Origin of the sequence: Clostridium aminobutyricum (assembly GCF_017255415.1) — a bacterium.
GTDB classification, from domain to species: Bacteria; Bacillota; Clostridia; order Peptostreptococcales; family Anaerovoracaceae; genus Aminipila; species Aminipila aminobutyrica.
This window is the reverse complement of the sequence record NZ_JAFJZZ010000001.1, coordinates 1095192-1113059: the sequence shown is the minus strand read 5'-3', so window position 1 is coordinate 1113059 and position 17868 is coordinate 1095192. Positions and strand designations below refer to the sequence as shown.

15 protein-coding genes are annotated in these 17868 nt (G+C 37.3%); 12 read left to right on the top strand and 3 right to left on the bottom strand.

Annotated features, from left to right (window positions below):
* Position 1 precedes the first annotated feature (1 nt).
* From JYB65_RS05340 to JYB65_RS05320, 5 genes are all read left to right on the top strand, one after another.
* A complete protein-coding gene (locus JYB65_RS05340; RefSeq protein WP_206581555.1) occupies positions 2-1675 on the top strand; it encodes an ABC transporter permease in 1674 nt (557 codons plus the stop codon).
* 220 nt (positions 1676-1895) lie between these two features.
* A complete protein-coding gene (locus tag JYB65_RS05335) occupies positions 1896-2984 on the top strand; it encodes a GGDEF domain-containing protein (RefSeq protein WP_206581554.1) in 1089 nt (362 codons plus the stop codon).
* 79 nt (positions 2985-3063) lie between these two features.
* Positions 3064-4506 (top strand): glycosyl hydrolase family 18 protein, encoded by a 1443-nt coding sequence (locus tag JYB65_RS05330; protein WP_206581553.1) that lies wholly within the window; start codon positions 3064-3066, stop codon positions 4504-4506.
* A gap of 40 nt (positions 4507-4546) precedes the next feature.
* The gene (locus tag JYB65_RS05325; RefSeq protein ID WP_206581552.1) at positions 4547-5899 is read left to right on the top strand and encodes a sigma-54 interaction domain-containing protein; all 1353 of its coding nucleotides are present in this window, start codon (positions 4547-4549) and stop codon (positions 5897-5899) included.
* A gap of 166 nt (positions 5900-6065) precedes the next feature.
* Entirely contained in the window at positions 6066-6899 is an 834-nt protein-coding gene (locus tag JYB65_RS05320; RefSeq protein WP_206581551.1) for an arginase family protein, read from the top strand.
* 96 nt (positions 6900-6995) lie between these two features.
* Here the strand turns inward: JYB65_RS05320 and sigK are convergent, their stop codons facing one another.
* Together sigK and JYB65_RS05310 are read right to left on the bottom strand one after the other, a co-directional pair.
* Complete coding sequence (sigK, locus tag JYB65_RS05315; RefSeq protein WP_206581550.1) at positions 6996-7622, bottom strand: RNA polymerase sporulation sigma factor SigK; 627 nt, start codon at positions 7620-7622, stop codon at positions 6996-6998.
* 80 nt (positions 7623-7702) lie between these two features.
* Positions 7703-7867 (bottom strand): DUF1540 domain-containing protein, encoded by a 165-nt coding sequence (locus JYB65_RS05310; protein WP_206581549.1) that lies wholly within the window; start codon positions 7865-7867, stop codon positions 7703-7705.
* 355 nt (positions 7868-8222) lie between these two features.
* Here JYB65_RS05310 and radC point away from each other — a divergent pair, with 355 nt between their 5' ends.
* From radC to minD, 6 genes are all read left to right on the top strand, one after another.
* Positions 8223-8900 carry a RadC family protein gene (gene radC, locus JYB65_RS05305; protein ID WP_206581548.1) on the top strand — a complete coding sequence of 226 codons (678 nt, stop codon included), beginning with the start codon at positions 8223-8225 and terminating at the stop codon, positions 8898-8900.
* Between the two features lie 73 nt (positions 8901-8973).
* The gene (gene mreB / locus JYB65_RS05300) at positions 8974-10005 is read left to right on the top strand and encodes a rod shape-determining protein (RefSeq protein ID WP_206581547.1); all 1032 of its coding nucleotides are present in this window, start codon (positions 8974-8976) and stop codon (positions 10003-10005) included.
* A 13-nt stretch (positions 10006-10018) separates the two neighbouring features.
* Positions 10019-10837, top strand: coding sequence for a rod shape-determining protein MreC (gene mreC, locus JYB65_RS05295; RefSeq protein ID WP_206581546.1), 819 nt, complete (start codon positions 10019-10021; stop codon positions 10835-10837).
* Positions 10834-11346, top strand: a complete 513-nt coding sequence (gene mreD / locus JYB65_RS05290; protein WP_206581545.1) for a rod shape-determining protein MreD — start codon at positions 10834-10836, stop codon at positions 11344-11346. The genes mreC and mreD overlap by 4 nt, the downstream gene beginning before the upstream one ends.
* Positions 11331-14144, top strand: coding sequence for a penicillin-binding transpeptidase domain-containing protein (locus tag JYB65_RS05285; RefSeq protein ID WP_206581544.1), 2814 nt, complete (start codon positions 11331-11333; stop codon positions 14142-14144). Before mreD ends, JYB65_RS05285 begins: the two co-directional genes overlap by 16 nt.
* Positions 14145-14158: 14 nt before the next feature.
* Positions 14159-14881 (top strand): septum site-determining protein MinD, encoded by a 723-nt coding sequence (gene minD / locus JYB65_RS05280; protein WP_206581543.1) that lies wholly within the window; start codon positions 14159-14161, stop codon positions 14879-14881.
* Positions 14882-14941: 60 nt separating this feature from the next.
* On the opposite strand, the gene rodA is transcribed toward minD, so the two are convergent.
* Positions 14942-16048 carry a rod shape-determining protein RodA gene (gene rodA, locus JYB65_RS05275; RefSeq protein WP_206581542.1) on the bottom strand — a complete coding sequence of 369 codons (1107 nt, stop codon included), beginning with the start codon at positions 16046-16048 and terminating at the stop codon, positions 14942-14944.
* 165 nt (positions 16049-16213) lie between these two features.
* Here rodA and rny point away from each other — a divergent pair, with 165 nt between their 5' ends.
* Complete coding sequence (rny, locus tag JYB65_RS05270) at positions 16214-17767, top strand: ribonuclease Y (protein ID WP_342366622.1); 1554 nt, start codon at positions 16214-16216, stop codon at positions 17765-17767.
* The last annotated feature ends 101 nt before the right edge of the window (positions 17768-17868 follow it).

Here is a 17868-nt window from a genome sequence, read left to right as displayed (position 1 = left end):
AATGAAAGATTTTATGCTATTAAAATTATTGGATAAAATTAGTTTTATCTTTAAATCTGCGGGGATTGATTACCCCATTATGAGGAAAATTTTGCAGCTGAAATTTGTGATGGATGGGCGAAGAGTACCAACCATCATGAGGGATACTAAGAAATCCGAATCGAAAAGTTCCTTTCGCTCTTCATTGGCTATATACGCCTTTTTAGGACTGTTTATTGGAGCATTCGTGCTGATCCCTTTCCCTTTATTTTTAAAAATGAACATTGTCATTGGCATGCTGATCTTTATGATTATGACAACGATGGTCTCAGACTTTTCTTCTGTGCTTCTTGATCTGGATGATAAGAACATTCTTTTACCTAGACCGGTAGATGCTAAAACTTTAAGTACGGCAAAAATGATTCATATACTTGCCTATCTTTCCACCATAACCATAGCCCTATCGGGGGCTTCAATCATTTGCAGTCTCATCAAATATGGGGTTTTATTTGCTCTTGTTTTTCTGTTTGAACTGATACTGATCTGCGGTTTTGTGATCTTATTTACATCCATTTTTTACTATGCAATTCTCACAATTTTCAGCGGTGAAAAATTAAAAGATATCATCAACTATTGTCAGATTGTATTAACTGTCTTTATGATTTTAATGTATCAATTCATAGGAAGACTTTTTAATGTTTCAGATTTGAACATAAGCATCAGCCCGCATTGGTGGAATTTTTTCTTGCCGTCAACATGGTTTGCTGCGCCTTTTAATTTGCTAGTGGAGCATGACTTTAATCCGTACTATATTTTTCTAAGTTTCACCGGAATTATTGTTCCTATCATAACCATGACTTTATACGTGAAGGTGGTTGCACCTGGTTTTGAAAGAAATCTACAAAAGATGAAAAACAGCGACAATCCAAAACGAAAGAAAATGCCAGAAAATGCGTGGCAAAACAGAGTTGCTAACAGGATTTGCATCCACCCGCTTGAGAGGACCTTTTTTAGATTTACGTTGATCATGTTAGGAAATGAGCGAAAATTAAAATTGAGCATCTACCCAAATCTTGTTTTTTCGGTAATGATGCCTTTAATCTTCTTCTTTAGTTTTTATAGGGCAAATCAATCTTTTTCCGCTCTGTTTGAAGAAATAAGGAATGGAAGATACTACCTTTATTTGTATTTCTCAGTGGCTTTCCTTTCTTCGCTGTTTTCGATGATCAGTAAAAGTGAGGATTATAAAGGTGCTTGGATCTATAAGGCCTTGCCTATAGAACAGCCTGCATGGGTAATAAAAGGCGCATTGAAAGCCTTTCTATACCATTACATTGTTCCGACTTATTTCCTATTGAGCGTAATCTCCATCGCTATTTTTGGATTGAAGATCGTCTTAGACCTTGTTTTGATTTTTCTCAACATGTTGGTACTGATTTTAGTGATTTTTCATTTTTCAAAGAAAGAATTACCGTTTTACAAGAACTTCCAATATGCTCAGAATGGCAGTAATATCGGCATAGTATTTTTTTCATTTGCGTTATGCGCTTGCTTGGCGGGAGTTCATTATGTGTTTTTATCCTATATTTCTGCTGGCATCATTATAAATGCAGTAATATCGTTGTCTATTTTAATAGCACTGTGGCACTATGGTTTCAAATTTTCGTGGAAAGATATAGAGGGAGATGTTCAATAAAGACAGCATTCAGCTGCCTTTATTTTGTAAGAAGGAAAATATATGAAAATTTTGAATTTGGGTGTATAATGAAAATGTTTGTACAATTTTGTGAAGATAAAATTTTCAACCCTTATTTCAGATTATTAATCGAAAGGCTATCACTATGAACTATATTCATAATTTTTTTTCAAGTATTATAGTGAAGGAAAACACGAAAGAGTTTTATGAAAAAAAGTTTATGCATAATAATTTATGCATACTGATATTATCTATTTATTTGACTATAGAACAATTGTACTATGGATTCTATGTGACCACATCCGGATTGATACATATCATTCATTTTATCACGGCGTTTGTTATGGCCTTGTATGGTGTAATAAGCGGAACGATACAGGTGAAGAAGGTAAAAAATGTATCTTGGATTTTAAAAATATATGAGGTTAGCTTTGGATTTTTTGGGTTTGCGATTGCAATCGCCAGAACATTACTGGTACATAACCATCTATTTGTCTTGCCTACCATTTATTCTTCGGTGATTTACGGATTTGCTGTAGTTTTCTATTTTAGTCCAGCAGTCAATTTTTGCATTTATGGTACAACTAGCCTGTTGACCATATTTTTGTTACCGATATTTCAGCCTGATATTGTTCAAAGCAGCTTTATACCGGATATTCTGTCCAATAACATCATCGCATGGATTGTTTCCGTTATTAATTATAGGAGGTATGTGAAAGAGTTTAGAAATCAAAAAATTATATGTGATAAAAATAAACTGCTTCAAGCCAAAACCACTAAAATTGAAAAGATCAATGAGGCACTGCGTTATACCTCTTCGATGGACGAACTGACCAATATTTATAATCGCCGAAAATTAAACGAAATTTTAGAAATAGAGTACGGTCGGTGCAGAAGAGAAAATAAAAAAATTTCACTTATTTTACTGGATATTGATTTATTTAAGACAATAAATGATACCTACGGGCATAATGTCGGAGACATGGTACTTACAAAGATAGGAGAGCTTCTCAAAAATAATGTAGAGAAAAGTGAAAAAGTAGGCAGATGGGGCGGCGAAGAATTTTTAATAATCTGTCCCGAGACTGACTTTGAAAAAGCGGTGTATTTAGCTGAAAGAATAAGAAAAATAATTGAAGAATTTAATTTCCATTTGACAACTAAAGTAACTTGCAGTTTTGGAGTCGCAACCAATATCAAAATGGATACAATATCCAATTTATTGCTTCGAGCAGATATGGGGCTATATAAAGCCAAAGACAGCGGACGAAACCGAGTGGAAAATGGACAAGAGGCTTCTTTTAATTAATGTGTAAAAAACAGGAAATTATATCAACAGGGGATTGTGTATCAAAATAACAAGATAAGAGGAATAGGAGATAGGAAAAATGAGATTAAAGAAAAGCGGTAGAATGTTAATTCATGCAGCAATGATATTTGCTATGCTGACGGTTATGTTGCTTCCTGCTGTAAGCTTTGGAAGTGATAATAGCCAAGGAGATTCAGCCAATCAAACAGATGAATTTAAAGTGATCGGATACTATTGTGGGGAATGGTTCGATGTACCGATAGAAAAGCTACAGGCGGAAAATTTGACTCATGTCATCTATGGGTTTTTAATACCGAAAGAGGATGGTACGTGTAAGCCTTTTGAAGAACCGGAAGAATTAAAACAATTGATTGAAAAGTGCCATAATGCGGGAACGGAGGTATATGTTTCCGTAGGCGGATATGCCGAAAAAGACGGTACTCCGTTGTTCCCTGTATTTGAAAAAATTGGCGCAGATGATAACCTAAGAACGATTTTTGTGAATCATATCATAGACGTTGTGCAGCAATATGGATTTGATGGCGTTGAAATTGACTGGGAGTATCCTAAATATAGTACCAGTGCGGATTATGAAAAGACCATTGTTTTATTATCAGAACGATTGAAACCAATGAATAAAGGGCTCTCTACTGCATTACCTGGGACCGGGAGTACGGATGGTAAAAAAGTTTGGGAAGCCTTGGAGGGTGTTACGGATAAAACACTAGCCTGTTTCGACTTTATCAATTTAATGTGCTACGATTTAAAGACAGACCCAAACCATAGCCCGATATGGTATGCAAACACAACCATAAACTATTGGAAAACGTACAGAAATGTACCTGCAGAAAAATTGGTATTAGGTATGCCGCTTTATGCAAGACCAAGCTGGCAGCAATACCGGTTTTTAGTGGATATGAACAAGGAAAACGCCTATCAAGACTATTTGGCTACAGAGCCTCTGGAATCCACCTATAACGGGCTGAATACGCTTCGTGAAAAGACGATGATTGCCCTTCGGACGGCAGGAGGCGTGATGCTCTTTGATGTGAACGAAGATACCTATGACGAGACCAGTGTAGTGTCTATGATAGATGACACATTGACCACTATGGACGGACTGACCAAAGAGGAAATTAAGAATTATATCTGGGTAGTGATTGATAATAAACCGCTGGCTTTTACTTCAAAGGACGGAATGGGAAGTCCTTTTATTGATGAAAACAACCGAACGCTGGTTCCGGTGCGAAAACTGCTGGAAAGCATCGGTGCTGAGGTCAGCTATACAGCTGACACAGAAGGAAAAATCGTTTCAGTCGGTGCTGATCTCAATGGAACGCGACTTGATATCCATATCGGCAGCAATACGTATGTGGTAAATGGAAAAGAATTAACCATGGATACGGCTGCTGTCATCAAGGGCGAACGAACCTATCTGCCCGCCCGCCCAGTCCTTGAAACTTTCGGCTATCAGTTGTCTTATAGCGTAGCAGGCAAAACAGTGTATGCAAAGTCGAAATGATGGAGGAATGCTTGCTGTTTTTTGAGAGGAAGTGAACCAGTTGATAAATAAAGCTCTTAATAATGTATTGAATCTGTATGATGAAATTGATTGGATCATTATAGTGAATCGAGAGGGCATCGTTGAGTATAGCACCTTGTATGATACGAAAGTGAAGGAATTTAAGAATGAAAACACAACTGGAATGCACTTACTCGAGGTGTATCCTCAGCTAAAAGAAGAAGACAGCAGTATATTAAAAGTACTAAAAACGGGAAAACCGATATTTTATGAACAGCAAACATTATATGATTTTAGGGGCAATTTGCATCATATTATCAATAGTACTGTTCCCATTATCGACGGGAATGAAATAATAGGCGCAATAGAGGTATCAAAGTTTATTAAAATGCAGGAAGATAACTCTGTGAAAGTTGCAGAGAATAAAGGCTATTCTTTAAAAGATATGATTACAAAAGATCCGGCTATGCTTGAAATTAAAGAAAAGATTCTAAGGGTAGCAAAAACAGATTCTTCTGTGCTTATATCAGGAGAAACTGGAACGGGCAAAGAACTTGTTGCACAATCTATCCATTACCATAGTCGGAGAAATCAGATGCCGTTTGTGCCTCTGAATTGTGCGGCTGTACCGGAAAATTTACTGGAATCGGTCTTGTTTGGGACAGTGAAAGGTGCGTTTACCGGTGCAGAAAACACTCAAGGATTGATCTGGAAGGCGAACGGCGGGATATTGTTTTTAGATGAAATCCACAGGATGCCTTTAAACGTTCAGTCGAAATTGTTACGTTTTCTTGAAGATCACGTGATTCGCCGGCTCGGAGAAAATGAGGATAAATTTGTAAATGTGCGGATACTTTCTGCTATGAATCTCCCGCCGATGATTGCGATGGAGAAGAACCTAATCCGAGAAGATTTATTCTATCGGTTAAGTGTTGTTTCTATTCATATCCCACCTTTAAGAGAGCGGAAAGAGGATATTCCTCTTTTGGTTAATCATTTCATTGATTATTATAATGGAACGATGAATTGTTCTATTGACGGTGTCAGTGAACTTGTAATGAACTTGTTTAAAGAGTGTCGTTGGAAAGGAAATGTCAGAGAGTTACGGTATGTAATTGAAGGTACCTTTAATTTGGTGAAGGGCAATCAAATTACCTTAAAGGATTTGCCTGACTATATGGTTCATGCAGCTACTGCGGAAGATGCAACGAGTGAATATTTTATTGCCGATTCAAATGCAAATCTAGAGGAAAAGATGAAACAATATGAAAAGAATTTAATCACTAAAGCAATTGCCGAAAATAGTACTTATGCTGAAGCAGCAAGAAAACTCGGAATTACGCGGCAGAGCTTAAGATATAAAATTGAAAAATATAGTTTGAATAAAAAATAAAAGATATTGTAAAAATTATTTTACATAGTAAAAATTTCTTTACAGTTTACGCTATATAAGTACTAAATAGGTGGCTTTCCACCAATATTTTGTTGGCATGATATATGCAATATTAATCAATCAGGAATCGAACTTCTAATATTGTATGATGGAAAGGAAACTGAAAATGAAAACAAAGCATATGAACTTATTTTTCCCTCAATGGCAGGGAGCAGGCAGAAGTAAAGAAATTTTAAAGGGAGCACTGGAAATAAAAGATAACTATCTTCAGAATTATGATTTTTTTGAAGTACCGGTGGATGAAGAAGAGATTGATGAAATTACAAATAATATTTTAGGATATAAAAAAATCCTTCGACAATCAAAGCAGGCAAATTTACTTATTGCTAAAAAAGAGCCGGATAGCATTTTTACCATTGGGGGAGGATGTGATATTGAAATAGTACCTGTATCTTATTTAAATGATAAGTTGCAGGGGGATCTAACTGTGCTGTGGATAGATGCTCACGGCGATCTAAATACCCCTGAATCATCACCCAGCAAAAACTTTCATGGAATGCCTTTAAGAACACTGCTTGGAGATGGGGAGCATAAGATTTCTGCGACAATGTTCTCTACATTGCTGCCATCTCAAGTAATTCTGATAGGACAAAGAGATCTAGACGATCCGGAACGAGAATATATAAAAGAATTTGAAATAGATTTAATAAGTATAGAAGAAATACATTCAAGCGTTGATAGGGTTATTCAGGCTGTAAGATTAAAGGGTTCGAATAATATTTACATACACATTGATCTTGATGTTCTTGACAATGAGGAATTTCCTTATGTCATGGTACCTGTTCCAAATGGATTAAAAGGACAATTGTTACTGGATTTATTAACGCAATTGAAAGAAAGCTTTAACCTTGTCGGATTGAGTCTTTTAGAATATACTTCATCTGACGAAATAAACAATAAGATATTATCATATATCATACGGATGGGAGTCCAGTTGTAAAAAGCAATTTTCGGCGGGCTGTATGGGGCAAGAGCACATTAATATGTTTTTAATTATCATATATCTAAAAAATGGTGCCAAAAATGGCACCATTTTTTAGATATTAATGTAATCTCGCAGTTTTTCAACTGCTTTTTTTTCAATTCGACTGACATAGGAGCGGCTGATTCCAAGCTCTTTTGCCAATTCACGCTGAGTTTTAGGATCTTCTCCTGTGATGCCGTATCTTTTTATAATGACAGCTTGCTCTCTTCTGGTAAGAATTTTATAAATTGCACAGTAAAGGGCATTGACCTGCATTTTATAATGAATATCATCCAGGATGGCATCGGGATCTGAGCCAAGTATATCATTGAAGTTTATTTCATTTCCGTCTTTATCTGTTCCGATTGGTTCATTGAGTGAAATCTCAAGTTTCCTTTTTTTTTCGGAGCGGATGTTCATTAAAATTTCATTTTCGATGCATTTAGCAGCATAGGTGGCTAGTCTTGTACTTCGCTTGCTGCTATATGTATTGATGGCTTTTATCAATCCAATAGTTCCAATGGAAATCAGATCATCGCTGTTGGCCGTATTTCCGGCATACTTCTTGACGATATGAGCGACTAATCTAAGATTTCTAACTATTAGGATGTTTTTTGCTTCCGGATCTCCTTCTTCGAATTGCTTAAGATAATATTCCTCTTCCTTGCTAGTAAGTGGTTTTGGAAAGGAATTTCCCATTTATGTAACCCCCTCTGTAGACTTTTACTATATGCAACAGAAAGGGGCAAAGTGCATGACCTTAGAAAAAATACATGGACTTATTTTACTTCAAAGGATAGACAATCAGTACATTGATCCATCTTTGGATTGGCTTCATGTGTTCCAACACTAATACAATCTAAAGAACAAAAGTTCTTGCTGTTTGCGTGATGTCTGCACTGATTCACTGAACATTTGATGCTCTCATTAATAAAAGAATTCATAATTTACCTCCTAAATTTTTATTCCTTCATTAGTGTGGCTATAATTTCGAAAATTATTAGTAGAAGAATATTGTAACTCTTGTATAAGTACCTTTAAAATGTTAAAATATAAAATGCGAAAAAGATTGTCGAAATGTAGGATTGCATTTATTGACCTACGACAAATTTACTGTTATTTTGACATGAAGATTTTGCAAATTGGGGGATTATAGAAAAAATAGACGATGAAAATCTATAAATCAAGATTTATGATTTTCTAGCCTAAATTCTGTCAGCAGCATTAAAATGCTGGACAGAATGTTAAAGGAGGAGAGATGGTAGGTAGCATCGTTACGATGTGAGGGGGAACGACAAATTGATTATAAGGGAACTTCCACCGGATGAAAGACCGAGAGAGAAGCTAATGCTATACGGAATTGGAGCTTTATCCAATGCAGAACTGTTGGCGATTCTAATTAGAACAGGAACCAACAAAAAGTCAGCGTTGATTCTAGCAAATGAAATTCTTTCTTATGATAAAAATGGAGTTGCATTTTTAGCGGATTGTGTGCCTGAAGAGCTTTCTCAAATACAGGGTATCGGAAAAGCAAAAGCCTGTCAGATTATTGCAGCGATAGAATTAGGAAAACGCATTTCCAATAAACCAAAAGCATCAAAGATTCAAATAAATAATCCGGAAATAATTGCAAACCTTTTTATGGAAGAAATGAGATACTATAAAAAGGAGTTTTTTAATGTGGTTTTGCTAAATACAAAAGGCGAAATCCTTTCGGTAGAAAATGCAGCAATCGGTGACTTGAACAGTACCATTGTTCATCCAAGAGAAATTTTTTGTAATGCAGTTAGAAAGAGTGCTGCCGCAGTGGTTTTTGTCCATAACCATCCGAGCGGCAATCCCACACCGAGCAAAGAAGATATTGATATTACCCATCGGCTTTTGAGGGCAGGAGAAATTCTGGGCATTCAGGTATGGGATCATATCATTATTGGGGACGGCACTTTTTTTAGTTTGAAAAATAGAGGTTTTATGTAAACTAAACGGAGTATTAAAAAATAGATCCGTACATAGTAATGGACAAATTATTTGATACAGTGGAGGAATTAATATGTTTTTTAGAAACGATATGGGAATAGACTTAGGAACGGCGAATACTTTAATATATATGAGAGAAAAGGGCATAGTATTAAATGAGCCTTCTGTCATAGCGATGGACAAATTAAATAACAGCGTTATGGCGACCGGTATGGCAGCAAAAGAAATGATCGGTAAAGCCCCGTCTACTATTAAAGTTATCAGACCCTTGAAAGATGGTGTTATCTCCGATTTTGATATGACAGCCGAAATGATCCGAGTTTTTATTCGAAAAGCTCTCGGCAATAAAAATCCAGGAAATCTTCGGATTGCCGTAGGCGTACCAAGCGGGGTAACCGAAGTAGAGAAGCGTGCTGTTGAAGAAGTTGTGAGACAGATGGGCGCAAAAGAAGTATACATTTTGGAAGAACCAATGGCAGCTGCAATCGGTTCAAACTTGGCAATAGACGGTGCAGAAGGCTGTATGATAGCAGATATAGGCGGAGGTACAACGGACGTTGCTATTATTGCATTAGGCGGTATTGTGACGAGTATTTCATTGCGCTATGCAGGAGATAAACTCAATGAAGCGATTATTCAGTATATGCGAAAGAACTTTAATATTGCCATCGGTGATAAAACCGCTGAAGCTCTTAAGATTAATATCGGATGTGCCATGTTAGATACAGACGAAAATGGCAACGAAATTATTATAACGGATAAAGCCAGGGGAAGAGATATTATCTCAGGACTTCCTGCTACAGTAGAAGTAACCAATCGAGATATGCTGATTGCATTGGAAGAGTCGGTTGATATTATTATTGACGGTATTAAGTCAACTTTAGAAAAGGCACCGCCTGAAATCTCAGCTGATATCGTCATGAACGGATTAGTGCTATCGGGTGGCGGCGGAACTCTTACAAATTTAGACAAATTGATTGCAAAGAAGACCGGAATGACTGTTGCCGTTGAACAAAATGCTTTTGAAGCGGTTGCCTTGGGGACCGGTAAGAGCTTAGAAGATTTGGAAAAACTAAAGCGATACGCTCGAGTTTCAAGAAGATAGGGAAATACTTACTATGAGGTGGATAAGAGAACATAAAATGGTTAGCATCTTGATAGCGGTGGTAGTTGCCTTGTGCGTTATCATGCTTGTTTCTTATGAAACAGGGGGAAAAAGCGGGACGATAGGCAATGCAACTGAAACGGCCGTGACTAAGGCTCAAAGCCCGTTATCAAACATGGAAAAATCAATCAAGAATAGCTTAAGGGGAATTTTTAAATTTAAAAGTATAGTTTCTGAAAATGAAAAGCTGAAAGATCAAGTGAATGATTTACAACAGCAAGTGATAGACCTCACACTGAAAAAAAATGAGCTGCAGGAACTTCAACAACTATCGAATGCGTTAAATTATGAAAGTATTTCAGGGAATAAAAAGATTGTCGGTGCCAGTATTATATCGATGGATGGTTCCAATTGGTTCAACCAATTCACTATTGATAGGGGAACGGAAAGCGGCATTCAAAAAGATGATGTGGTAGTAAATGGAGATGGACTGGTTGGCAGAATTGCTGAAGCAGGAACGGGTTGGTCCAAAGTAATATCGATTATTGATGAATCGAATAACGTGAGCTTTATGGTATCAAGAGACTTAAGCTTGATCGGGATTGTTTCCGGAGATAGCAATGGATCTTTATCCGGCTTTATGATTGATAATAAAGCAGGGATCATTAAAGGGGATACGTTAGTTACTTCAAGCATGGGACTGTACCCGGAAGGAATAAAAATAGGCAAGGCTGTCTCCGTTGAATATGATAGTGATACGCAATTGAAAACCGTAAAAATAGAGCCAAGTGTATCCTTTAAAAGTTTACAGAAGGTGGCGGTTATATTATGAAAATAAGATATGCAGTCCTCCTGTTTTTACTTGCATTTTTGTTCCAAGGAACATTGCTCAATTTGTTCGCGATAAAAGGAGCTACTCCAAATTTAATTCTATGTCTTGTGTCGATTTTTTCATTTTTATATGAAGACAACAAGGGAATCGTAATGGGAGTAGTTTTTGGCCTGTTAAGTGACCTCTGCATGGGGCAGTATTTAGGAATTGCCGCAATGGGGTACTTGATTATCGGATTGACAGTAAGTTTTATGCGTGAAATGATTAATAAGGAAAATATTGCGTCTATTATTATTGTGACGATATGCTCGACGATTGGCTATAATCTTATTTATTATGTAATAAGCGTTTTTTTCTTTGGAAGTATATACAGCTTTATTTATTGGATGAAAATTCAGCCTCTTTATATTATAGAAAATATAATCGTTGTGCTGATTCTATATATAAATTTAATGAAAACAATTGTTAAATATAGAAATGACAGGTATTTGATATGGAAAAAATATTAAAATCTAGATATTATCAAATGATTCTTGTTATAGCCCTTGCTATGGTTTTTTTATTTTCTAACCTTTTTAATTTAACGGTCATTCAAAACGAAGATTGGAAAGAAAAAGCAACTAATATCAGTACCAAGAGCATCTATACGAAGGCTCCAAGGGGAGAGATATTGGATCGATACGGCCGAGTTATTGCGGGAAATACTCAAATATTTACGTTACAGATTAGTGCAGGTGATTTAGATAACAAAGAATTAAATCGAGTGTGTGGTGAAGTTATACAAATACTTGAAAAAAATAATGAAACGTATTTTGATAACCTACCCATTATCATCAATGGAAATCAATTTACTTATACGTACCAAAATGATATCAATGAATGGCTTGCAGGGCAAGAAATTCCTTTAAACTTTACGGCTCAAGAAGCCTTCAATGAGTTAAGAACCCGTTATGACATCGATGAAAGCTTAAGTAAATATGAAGCGCAGTCAGAACTGCAAAATGTCTATAAAGTATATCCTCCCATATCTGTAAAGAACATGAGGTTCTCCAAAGATTTGGACAAAGAGAGCTTTTTAGGAAGATATAAACTCGATAAGAAAACCCTGTTAGAAAAAGCAAAAAAGGAAGGGAAAAAAGAAGAGGACGTACATGAACTGTCGGCTGAAGAGGCATTTGCAGCCCTTAGGGGTTACTTTGAAATTGATGCATCTCTTTCCAATGAAGAAGCCAGGAAGATCATCGTGATACGGAATGAAATACAGTCGATGGGCTACAGAAAATATTTGCCTGCTGATATTGCTCGCGGCATTTCGGATTCAACTATTGTGGAAATAGAAGAAAGAAGTTCAGAACTTCCTCAGGTCGAAGTCATTTCTGAAACGAGAAGATTTTATCCGAATCAGGATATGGCGGCTCATATTTTAGGATATTTAGGACAAATATCTGAGCGAGATAAAGAATATTATGTAACAAAGCTAGGATATAATACCAATGACTTAGTAGGACAGGACGGCATCGAAAGTGCATATGAAACGACGTTAAAAGGAAAAGACGGCGTGAAGACGGTACAAGTAAATGCTGTGGGAGAATTGGTCCGGGTAATAGACGAGACGGAGCCTCAAAAGGGAAAAGATGTTTATTTGACGATTGATTCGGAATTGCAGAAAACGGTGGAAGATGCATTGCAGCAGGCAATCGAGCAAATTCAGGTGGGAGGAACCTTTCAAAGTCAATATGGCAATTACAAGTATGGCACTGCGTATAGAAATGCAAAGGTTGGGGCAGCAGTAGCCATTGAAGTGGAGACCGGAGATGTACTTGCTATGGCAAGTTATCCTGCTTTCGATCCGAATCTTTTTGCTTCCGGAATCAGTAAAACCGATTGGAATTCGCTCCAGAGTGTAAATCCGAGAGATCCAATGGCAGCAGCACCATTGTATAACGTGGCAACGATGACACCGGTACAGCCGGGCTCTATCTTTAAGATGGTTACCGCTACGGCGGCATTAGAATCTGGATTGGATCCCAATAAGAAACTTTATGACGGTGGTCACGTTATGATCGGAAACCGATCCTATGGATGCTTAATATGGAATAGATCTCGCGGCTCCCATGGTTATGTAAATTTAGCGGATGCTTTGGAAGTTTCCTGTAACTATTATTTTTATGATATTGCAACGAACCGAGATTTCTATAAAGGCGGCAGTTTGGGATATGTTACGCCGATTAGTATTGAAACCATTACTTCCTATGCGGAACAGTATGGCCTGGGTAAGCCGACCGGAATTGAAATCGCTGAACGAGTGACGGATGTTCCAAAGTCAGAAAATAAGATGATACAGACAAAGAAATCACTGAGGAGTGTTTTACTGAACAGTGCATCGAAATATTTTGAAAAAAAAGTAGTGAGCGATAAAGAGCTATTATCTGCAAAGATTGATACCATTGTCGGATGGGCCGAAGAAAATCCTTCTAGAGGAACAATTATTGACCGCTTGTCGTCTATGGATTTGGGTGTCAAGAAAGATATGGTAGACAAGGTGGCAGATCTATGCAAATACGACTATTTTAACCAAGCAGCATGGACACTTGGAGATGAATTGAACATTGCAATCGGTCAAGGTGAAAATGCTTATACGCCATTGCAAATAGCAAATTATATCGCGACAATCGGAAACAAAGGGGTGCATAACAAAGTTAGCTTGATTAAGGCAATAGAGGAGTCTGAGCCAATTCAAAAAGAAGAAGGTACAAAGATTAACATTAGTGACGACAAATATCTGGATGATATTATCAAGGGTATGAAGCAAGTAGTTAACGGACCGAAGGGTAGTTTGAAGGGAGTATTCGGAAACTTTCCGGTGCAAGTAGCAGGGAAAAGCGGCACTGCACAAAGAGAAGGAAAGATTCCACCGGTTGATGAAGTCGCATATATCAAGTCCCACTTAAAGCAAATTAATTACAAATTATCTTGGGATCAAGTGGAAACAGAAATGACTAAATTGATGAAAGAAGAACCTGATATCTACACGACGAGGGATAAGGCTGTCATTCAGGCTGTTCTGAATTTGAGCAATGGAACTGTCACAACAAAAAAAATAAATTCGTACTTGAGCGATTATGATAACTTTGCATGGGTTGTAACTATGGCGCCTGCCGACAATCCAAAGATTGCAGTTGCTGTTATGATTGTTCAGGGAGGTACGGCAGGTTATGCCGGACCGGTAGCTCGTGAAGTGATAGGTAAATACTTGCAGCTGGATAAGACTTATCAAGATTTTAGTTTAGATACAATGATACAATAGGAGGCAATAGAAATATGGGCAAGGTTATATTAGTAGCATCAGGAAAAGGCGGTGTTGGCAAGACTGTTTTTACGGCCAATGCCGGCGCAGCATTAGCACAAAAGGGCTATAAGGTTGTCCTGATTGATATGGATATGGGATTGCGAAATCTTGATTTATGCCTTGGCCTTGAGAATAAAGTTGTTTATGACGTAGCAGATGCGATGACAGGCTTGTGCCGTATTAAGCAAGCGTTAATAAGAGACAGGCGATTTGATGAGCTCTATTTAATTTCTGCAGCTCATCACAGGGATAAGGGAGATCTCACCCCGCTTCATATGAAAGTACTGTGCGAAAAGTTAAAAGAGAAGTTTGATTATATTCTCGTAGATTCGCCTGCCGGAATTGGAGATGGCTTAAAGTTAGCTGCCGCCGGTGCAGACAGTGCTGTAATAATCACGACGCCTGAACATGTTGCTGTCCGGGATGCGGATATGCTGGACAGGGTTTTAAATGAGCTAGGAATAAAGAACAAGTGCTATGTTGTAAATAAAGTGAAAGCAGAGATCATGGGGATGGGCATTGTACCTACCCTTAGAGAAATCGCGGAATTGCTGAAACCAAAGATGGCAGGAATTATTCAATATGATGATAATATCCATATAGCAGCAAATAGCGGTATCCCTGTAGTGATAAAAAAAGGAACGTACATAGAAGAGAATTTTAACAATATTGTAGATCGAATAATAACTTTATAAAGTCTATATAAAAAGCCTGATTCATTTGAATCAGGCTTTTTTCTTTATGGATACCTATCGTTAGAAATTGATGAGCTTGCTTCGGATTCCCACATTAAGGATGAATCCCAGCGCAATCATATTGGCTACCACAGAGGAACCCCCATAACTGATGAAAGGAAGGGTAATGCCGGTAACCGGCATGGCACCGAGGGTCATCGCAATATTTTCAAATACTTGGAAACCGAACATTCCGATAAAACCAATGGCTATAAGAGCGCCGTAATTTTCTTTCGCATTATAAGCAATTTTAAGGATCTTATAGAGAAAAACGGCATACAAGGCGATAACAAGTGCCCCTCCTATCATTCCTAATTCTTCTACAATGACCGAATAAATAAAGTCAGATTTTTGAACCGGAAGAAATTTTAATTCTTTTTGAGTCCCCTGAAATAATCCTTTTCCGAAGAATCCTCCGGAACCGATGGCTACCTTGGATTGCCATACTTGATAATTTCCGGCTAGACCTAAGTTGTCCGGATGCAGGAATGCATCAATTCTTTCTTTTTGGTGCGATGCCATAAATCGATAGACGATCGGCAATGCTACAACAAATACACAAGCAGATTTTCCTAAGATTTTATAATCAATCCCTGCGTAAAAAATCATCGCTAACCAAATGACGGACAGAACAATGGCACCGCCTAAATCTTCCTTCAAAACGATAACGATAAAAGGAGAAGCATATAATCCGGCGCGAAAGACTCCTTTATATGTTTTTAACGTATCATGATTTTTTGACAAATAAAGCGCCATTAGGATAACAAAGGTAATTTTTACAATTTCAGAAGGCTGAAAATCAACTACTTTTAAGTCTATCCATGAACGCGCACCGTAATGTTCTACTCCAAGCCCAGGGATGTAAACCGTAAGCAGGAGAAATATAGAACCGATATAGAGCGGACGCTCCCAGTTTTCAAACAGTTTATAATCGACTAAGAGTATGCAGGACATGGCGCAAAAACCTAATAGATAAGCTATAAATTGAATCTTTACGTCCTTTGCAAAAACAAATTCTCCTTGCGATGCGGTGCTGCTAATCATCACAATACTGATAAGCGCAAAGCATACAGGAAGAAATAGTAAAATTTTGTCTATATTTTTAAATAAATTCCAAAAATACTTCATCGTTTGCCTTTCATTAACTTGACATGGAGTCACAATAAACATTATAATAGTATTGTGTAATTATATCAATAATTAATTAAAGTAATGCAAAGAATTTGTCCGCTGTTGCTATGGCTGCAGCATATTTTATGTTTATGTACTATACAATATATATTGTAGGAGGAGGTGTTTTATATTACAGAGATACTAATTAGAGTATTAGTGGGAATTATTTCTATAGCTGTTGGGCTATTGGTTGGATATATAATCAGAAAAACTGTTGGCGAGAAAGCCATTGGGAGTGCTGAACAAAAAGCGAGGAATCTGATTCTTGACGCTGAGAACAAATCTGAAACCATCAAGAAGGAAATCACACTAGAGGCTAAAGAAGAGGCTCATAAAATGCGAAGCGAAATTGAACGTGAAATTCGCGAAAGAAGAGCCGAAATTCAACGATCTGAAAAAAGATTGATACAAAAAGAAGAAACTGTCGATAGAAAAATCGAAAACCTGGAAAAGAAAGAAGAAAGCATTACAAACAAAGAGCAATCATTAATTGATAAACAAAAAGAACTAGATGGATTTATTCAAAGGCAGTTAGAAGAACTTGAGAGAATATCAGGGTATACGGTAGAAGAAGCAAAGGCAGTCTTACTTTCGAATGTAGAGAAAGAAATAAGAGTGGAAGCTTCTTTGATGATCAAAGATATTGAATCAAAGGCTAAAGAAGAAGGGGACAAGAAGGCGAAGGAAATTATTATCGGAGCTATTCAACGATGTGCCGCTGATCATGTAGCAGAAAGTACTGTTTCTGTTGTTGCCCTGCCAAACGATGAAATGAAGGGAAGAATCATCGGACGAGAAGGGAGAAACATCAGAGCTATCGAAACTTTAACGGGAATCGATCTAATTATTGATGACACACCAGAAGCAGTTATTTTATCAGGATTTGACCCTGTTAAGAGAGAAATTGCGAGGCTAGCTTTAGAAAAGTTGATTGTAGACGGAAGAATACATCCTGCGAGAATTGAGGAAATGGTAGAGAAGTCTGAAAAAGAAGTAAACTCTATCATAAAAGAAGCAGGAGAGCAGGCAACTTTTGAAATTGGTATTCACAATTTCCATCCTGAATTAATAAAACTGTTAGGAAGATTGAAGTATAGAACTTCATATGGACAGAACGTATTGAATCATTCCATAGAAGTAGCTCATTTAGCAGGATTAATGGCGAGTGAGTTAGGTATGGATACAAAGCTGGCTAAGAGGGCTGGTTTGCTTCATGATATTGGAAAAGCCTTGGATCATGAGGTGGAAGGTACTCACGTGGACATAGGGATTGATGTACTTAGAAAATATAAAGAATCTGAAGCTGTTATTAACGGTATGGCAGCACATCATGGTGACTATGAACCAAAGAGCTTAGAAGCCGTGCTTATCGCTGCAGCAGATGCTTTATCCGCCGCTCGGCCTGGAGCCAGAAGAGAAACCCTGGAATCTTATATCAAGAGGCTTCAAAAGCTTGAAGAAATCGCTACAACTACTGTTGGCGTTGAGAAAGCGTATGCAATTCAAGCTGGAAGAGAAATCAGAATTATAGCAAAACCTGATGAAGTCAAAGATGAAGAACTTGTATTCTTAGCAAGAGAAATTTCAAAGAAAATCGAAAGCGAGCTTGAATATCCGGGACAGATTAAAGTAAATGTTTTGAGAGAGATGAGAGCCATTGATTTTGCTAAATAGCATAATCAAAAAGTATTTGCATTTTAATTAAAATTGTTAATTATCTAAGGAAGAGGGAGAAATTCCTCTTCCTTTTTATCCGATAGGATAACAGGGGAAGT

Coding starts and splice junctions, on each gene's coding strand:
- JYB65_RS05340 (WP_206581555.1), top strand. CDS start 2: ATGAAAGATTTTATGCTATTAAAATTATTGGATAAAATTAGTTTTATC.
- JYB65_RS05335 (WP_206581554.1), top strand. CDS start 1,896: ATGCATAATAATTTATGCATACTGATATTATCTATTTATTTGACTATA.
- JYB65_RS05330 (WP_206581553.1), top strand. CDS start 3,064: ATGAGATTAAAGAAAAGCGGTAGAATGTTAATTCATGCAGCAATGATA.
- JYB65_RS05320 (WP_206581551.1), top strand. CDS start 6,066: ATGAAAACAAAGCATATGAACTTATTTTTCCCTCAATGGCAGGGAGCA.
- sigK (WP_206581550.1), bottom strand. CDS start 7,622: ATGGGAAATTCCTTTCCAAAACCACTTACTAGCAAGGAAGAGGAATAT.
- JYB65_RS05310 (WP_206581549.1), bottom strand. CDS start 7,867: ATGAATTCTTTTATTAATGAGAGCATCAAATGTTCAGTGAATCAGTGC.
- mreB (WP_206581547.1), top strand. CDS start 8,974: ATGTTTTTTAGAAACGATATGGGAATAGACTTAGGAACGGCGAATACT.
- mreC (WP_206581546.1), top strand. CDS start 10,019: ATGAGGTGGATAAGAGAACATAAAATGGTTAGCATCTTGATAGCGGTG.
- mreD (WP_206581545.1), top strand. CDS start 10,834: ATGAAAATAAGATATGCAGTCCTCCTGTTTTTACTTGCATTTTTGTTC.
- JYB65_RS05285 (WP_206581544.1), top strand. CDS start 11,331: ATGGAAAAAATATTAAAATCTAGATATTATCAAATGATTCTTGTTATA.
- minD (WP_206581543.1), top strand. CDS start 14,159: ATGGGCAAGGTTATATTAGTAGCATCAGGAAAAGGCGGTGTTGGCAAG.
- rodA (WP_206581542.1), bottom strand. CDS start 16,048: ATGAAGTATTTTTGGAATTTATTTAAAAATATAGACAAAATTTTACTA.